The organism is Microcystis sp. M49636_WE2, assembly GCF_030065375.1.
Classification (GTDB): Bacteria; Cyanobacteriota; Cyanobacteriia; order Cyanobacteriales; family Microcystaceae; genus Microcystis; species Microcystis aeruginosa_C.
On record NZ_JASJFG010000979.1, the window covers coordinates 1 to 5773 of the forward strand.

A 5773-nucleotide genomic window follows, 5' to 3' on the forward strand; every position below is an offset into this window, starting at 1 on the left:
AATCTAAAAACCTTGTTGGATAAGGCTTTTAGACTTTTTTGACCTCAAAAAGTGCCGACCATTGGAGGGATCGGGGGTAAAATTCAGGTACTTTTTCCCTGAAAATTAGGTAACTGACTACCTCAAAATCGGTAAAACCCCACACCCCACACCCCACACCCCACACCCCACACCCTGCCCCCACGAAAAACTTTTTCAGCAGCCCCTATTTAGACTGGCGAAGTTACACTAAATCCGTTGAGTATAGGCTAGTTATGAGGAGAGGCACTCATGCAAGAGGCAAAAGCTTCAGAAACTGATTACTGATAACTGATAACTGAAAAAGCTAATTACTGTCGCGGTTGTACGGGGAACCCTTGACGCTGCAACACTTCCGCCGCATCTTGGCCCGGTTGATAGTTGATACCGAGGGTAGAAGTGGCCGAATCTTCGATGATTTTGGGAGTGAGGAGAATAATCACCTCACTGCGACTATTACTATTGGTACGACTGCGGAATAAAGCCCCTAAAATGGGAATATCGCCTAAAATCGGCACTTTTGTCTCAGAACTTTGTTGTTTTTCTTGGATAATGCCGGAAAGAATTAAACTCTGTCCATCCCGCAGACGAATTAAACCAGAAGTTAATTCCCGACGAATCAGAGGGGTAAGGGTGTTGATTGTGAGACCACCGCTATTAAATTGAATCGGAGACCCCGGAGAGGCGATGGTAGGGCTAACCGACAGGGAAATAAAACCGTTATCATCCACCTGATCGACGTTTACCGCTAAAGTTAACCCAGCATCAGCCAATACAGGGGTAGTGGTGCGTTCGCCACTGAGAGGATCTACACTTGTCTCGACACTTTCTAGCACTTTCTCGGTGAGCTTAACGGTGGCCTGTTGACCTTCCTGCACCACCAGGGAGGGATCGGTGAGAATCTTGGCATTTCCTGTCTGAATTGACGCTTGCAGGGTCATCAGGAATCTTTGGGGATATTGGAAGAGGTCGGGTAGCGCAAAATCTCCTCCATCTGCATCTGTTGCACCGGGTTGAAAGGGGTTATTAAATGTTCCAAAATTAGGACGGGCATAGGGAACAACCAGCCCAGTATTTCGATCTGTGACTCTTCCCTGAGTTATATTACTAAAAGGAGCATCCTGAACATCAAAAAAAGGTTCTAGGGCGGGTGTTCCCTCCCCAGAGAAAACATTATTTAAAGGAACTATCGGCTGTGCAAAAGCCCCCGGTTTGGATACAGTTGAGCTACTGGGTGGGTTCATATTGCCAAAGTTCACCACTGCCGCCCCGTTATCCTGAACGAAGAAACCATCGTTAAAACCGAAGGAAAAACTACTGCTAAAACGGTCTGTATTGAGCAGGTTGACATCGATAACTTTGACGTTAACCACCACCTGACGGCGACGAGCATCCAGTTGGGTTAATAAAGAGGTGGCGATCTGGACTTGCCGCGCTTCGCCGATTAAATTGATAGAATTAAGGCGATCATCGGCGGCAATTCTTAAACCGGTTAAAAGTAGGGCAGCTTTTGAGCCTTCTGTCTGTTGGGGTGTTAGTGCTTCTAGGGTGGGAGGAATATCCCGGCGACCGATGACTCGTCCGGTGAGGGGATCGACGATATCCTCGGTTTGGGTAACTAAACGCTGGTATTCTGCCCCTTGGGTGGCAAGGAAAGTGGCGGCGGCGATAGCTTTAACTTGATTGAGGCGCAGGGTGCGGCTAATCAGATTACGAGCGCCTTGGGGTAATTGCGCCCCGACAAAGATGGTTTTACCCTGACGGTTGGCCTGGAGTCCAGAAATTAACAAGACGGCGTTAAAAATGTTTTCCACCGATTCGTTAGTAAATTCCAAGGAAACTGTCTGAGAAGTGGCGTTAGTTTCCCCCTGGGCGCTGGTGAAAACGACGTTATAACCGGCAATGTTAGCAAGGGTCATTAACACTTCTCTAGCGGAAGCTTCCCGGAGTAAAACACGAGGTACGGTGATATTACGCTCGAATTTGACCTTTTCGGCACTAGCATCGATGTTAGAGATGGCAATATCTCCCACCGGTGGGGCAACGGCCCGGGGTAGGGTGGGAACGCCTGGGGCTTGGGGTGCGCCTTGAATGATAATTTCGGGGTTGGGAACCATGGGCGCACTTTGGGCAAGTAGTTTTTCACTGGCTAAAATGCGATCGCTGATTTCCTTTTCTAGGGCCGCGCTGGAAGGGACAAGCTGATTTGGCGATTTTTGTAAAGTTTCTTTACTAAACTCTTGCCAAAATTCAATTTTTGATGTACCAGATTTTAACTCTGAACCATGGAAGGAAATGGGGGTTTCGGCCAAGACGCTCAGGGGAGCCATCAATAAAAACGAGGCAATTTGCGGGATAAATAGGGCATAACGGGACGGATTCACTTTAACTTCACTCCTCAACGATTACGCAATTCAACGGACAAAAAAGGCAATACTCACACTGGCTTGAAGACTATTATTGGGGCGGACTAGCGGGGGGTTGACCTTCGGCGGGGGGTGGCGGTGCTAATTTCGCTAATTCTTCGGCATTGAGAGGAATAATCACATCGAGAAGAAAGGTGGTAGTCACGGGTTTATCGCCTTGGGGAACGATAGTGGCTTTATTTTTGCTGGTACTAACCACTTTAACCGTCGATCCTTCCTTATCCACTTGGGTATTGAGACTGTTCAGCAAAATGAGCGGCTGTAATCTTTCTAAATCCCGAATAACCTCGTGAGTTTTAGCATAGCTCCCTTCCATCTTGACGTTAAAAGTTTGACGTTTGAGCTTATTATTAACCTCACTACCGAGGGAACCATCGGAGACCACCACCGGTTCTAGTCCTTGGGGTTGAAAACTAACCAGCTTAACATCGCGAGACTTAAAGATATTACTAACATCTAAGAGAATAGTGCTTAAGTCCCTTTCTTTAGCAAAAAGCGAGAGAATTTTCTGTTCAATAGCTTTTTGTTGTTGTAACTGACTCTCGATTTTTTGGAATTCTGAAAATTCGAGACGGCTTTTTTGTTGATCTACCATTTGTTTTTTGTTGGCTGCATCGGTTTGCAGTTGCTGCCAGGTATTATAAGCGGGCATCACCCAGTTAAAAAGCAGATAGAGGGAGCCAAGTAAACCTACCACAGCGGCAGCGATGCCACTATTACGGGGGGTAAAAGTTATCCCGAAAGCGATAGGATACTCCTCAAATTCCTCTAATTTCAGCTTTTCAAATTCTTCGTTAAAGGTCATGGTTGAATAGCTCCTTGGCTTTTGAGAGTATTAATCCTAGTAACAACTCCGATCGCGCCATTCCTGGCGAGATTGGGCAGTTGTTGAGTAGCGGGAGTATCACTTAATTGGGCGGTGATCACAAATTGAACCACTTGGGGGAAAGTAACATTAATATTTTTGTACTGATTAGCCACATCTAGGGGTAAATCGGCCAGGGCAGCACTTTCGATCACCGTTCGCTTACCCTCTAAAAAAGGAGAAGCTTGTAGGGTTAAGAGATAATCATTGACTGCTTCGTAATTACTGGCAAAACCACTGATTTTTAAGCCAGCAGCCGGATTGGGTTGCCCTTGATTGGGGTTTGCGGGAACCTCCACCTGTTGCAAACTATTTAACTGCACACTAGAAGGAGTTTGTTGGCGAATTTCTTGGATAATGGCTGACCAAGGCCTAATCTGATTGAATACACCCACCAGAGCTTTATTTTTTGCTTCTACCACCTTTAGTTCCCCTCTGATGTCTTCTAGTTTTTTACTTTGGACTTGTACTTGACCTAATTCCCCTTCCAGTTGCTGAATTTTGGCCTGAGTTTCGCTGGTTTTCCAACCGACGGTTAAACCGAGTAATCCCGTCAGTGCCAATAATCCGGCCCCCACTCCCACACCGAGGAACAGGGGTAGTTGTTTCCTCAGGTTAATAACGGTGGAAATCTCGAAGTTAGAGGTTGTTTGGACTGTTCGGTTAAGATGGCGATCTTTGAGAAAATTAACGTCAAGACTATACATAATTTTTGTCTATACCTCCCGCAATCCTAAACCGAGAACTGTTCCTAAACCCGGTCTTTGGGTATTAGGAATCTCTTGATTGATATCTAAGTTGAGTGATGCGATCGGATCGATGGGCATGGTAGGGATGCTAAGACGTTGAGTAAAATATTCATCTAGTTGTGCTAAACCGCCCCCGGGACCGGCTAAAAGTAACTGGACAATTTCCATTTCCAGTTCATCACTTTGGTTAAGATAGAAATTAATTGATCGCCGCAATTCATCGGTTAATTCCCCTAAAACCCGCATCAGTGCAGCAATCCCGGCGGTAGTAAAGGTTCTGGAAAGACCGGTATTGGTGCCAAGACTATCAAAGGCAGTGATCGGGATTGTCATCCCCAAAAGAATCTCAGGACTGCGGGAGGTGGGCAAATTCATCGCCCTGGAAATGGCATTTTGTAGCTGGAAAGTGCCGATGGGGACAGTGCGGGAAAATTGGGGAACGCCGTCCACCACGATGGCAATTTCCGTGTTATCAAATTCTATATCGACAATAACGGTAGCTTCATTGGAACTAAACTGTCGCAACTGATCGCGAATCGTCCGAATTAGGGCAAAACTATTAATTTCTAGCACATCTACCTGTAATCCTGCCCGTTGCAGGGTCTCCAGATAGGAATCGGTGATCTCCCGACGAGTAGCTACCAGCAAAACCTGCACCTTTTCGATGCCGTCTTCATCCTGAAAGTAGCCCAGTTTTTGGTAGTCGATATCCACTTCCTCGCGCGGATAGGGAAGGTATAAATTAGCTTCATGATTTAAGATCAGATCGCGCAATTCCTCCTCGTCCAATTCCGAGGGAATGGCGATAATCCGGATAATTGACTCGCGCATGGGGACAGCAGTAGCGACTCGTTTGCTGTTAATTTTATTTTCCTTGAGGACTTCCTGGATTAATTCCGCTAAAGCGACGGAATCGACGATTTTTCCCTCCTCAAAGATGCCTTCTGGGATATCCGACGAACAATATTTAACTAATTTATAATTTTGTTTCTGTTTGGCGATCTGAGCCACGTTAAGGCGCTCTGGGGTAATCTCTAGCCCAACACCTTGAGTTTTTTTTGTCAATAGCTTCTTAAAAAAACTTACCATAGATTTTCTGGGGCAGCTCTCAGAGAATTAGTGATTAACAAAGCCAATAATTTTTTGACCTGATTTTCTCTAGTGTTGATCAAGGCAGTAAATTAGTCTATAAACGATCCTGACTGGGTAAATTACCCAGAAAAGGTAAAAATCGAGAAGGAGAGAAGCTATTTCGGCACTGAACACCAACCCGATTATCTGTGTTCAGATCGAGGTTAATCTTGACTGGGTGAGGGGAGAGGAAGCACCTATTGATGATGATATTGTAATCAATTTTGGTGAAAGAACCAAGTCTAGACAAAAAACCTAGTTAACCGCTCCATCTCGTTTCGCCTTCTTTAGTTAGATTACCCAAATATCTCAAGAAAATTTCAATTTTTCTAGGCACTATTTTTTCTTGACTCTGGGAAACCGGCGCTCAAATGCTTCTGACAGGCGTGATTTTCCCCTATAATTAGGAGTTTGCACAGTGACAAAAGAAGTTAAGGAGCGATTTCGATGGCACGAATGTACTATGATGAGGATGCCAATTTAGATTTATTAGCGGGAAAAACGATCGCTATTATTGGTTATGGTTCCCAGGGTCATGCCCACGCATTAAATCTCAAGGATAGTGGCGTTAATGTGATTGTTGG

At 45.4% G+C, this 5773-nt stretch carries 4 protein-coding genes and 1 pseudogene; 1 reads left to right on the forward strand and 4 read right to left on the reverse strand.

What is annotated here, in order from left to right; all coding sequences use genetic code 11:
• Positions 1 to 329: 329 nt before the first annotated feature.
• The 4 genes from PX484_RS22525 to pilM all read right to left on the reverse strand — a co-directional run bounded on the left by PX484_RS22525 (position 330) and on the right by pilM (position 5147).
• Positions 330 to 2402, reverse strand: a complete 2073-nt coding sequence (locus tag PX484_RS22525; RefSeq protein ID WP_287767300.1) for a secretin GspD/PilQ domain-containing protein — start codon at positions 2400 to 2402, stop codon at positions 330 to 332.
• A gap of 73 nt (positions 2403 to 2475) precedes the next feature.
• On the reverse strand, positions 2476 to 3249 hold the full coding sequence (locus PX484_RS22530) for a pilus assembly protein (protein ID WP_287767301.1): 774 nt from the start codon (positions 3247 to 3249) through the stop codon (positions 2476 to 2478).
• On the reverse strand, positions 3246 to 4016 hold the full coding sequence (locus tag PX484_RS22535) for a PilN domain-containing protein (protein ID WP_287767302.1): 771 nt from the start codon (positions 4014 to 4016) through the stop codon (positions 3246 to 3248). Before PX484_RS22535 ends, PX484_RS22530 begins: the two co-directional genes overlap by 4 nt.
• A 9-nt stretch (positions 4017 to 4025) precedes the next feature.
• Complete coding sequence (pilM, locus tag PX484_RS22540) at positions 4026 to 5147, reverse strand: type IV pilus assembly protein PilM (protein ID WP_004163576.1); 1122 nt, start codon at positions 5145 to 5147, stop codon at positions 4026 to 4028.
• Between the two features lie 489 nt (positions 5148 to 5636).
• On the opposite strand from pilM, the pseudogene PX484_RS22545 reads away from it, so the two are divergent.
• Positions 5637 to 5773: pseudogene (locus PX484_RS22545) on the forward strand (ketol-acid reductoisomerase); the annotation flags it as partial.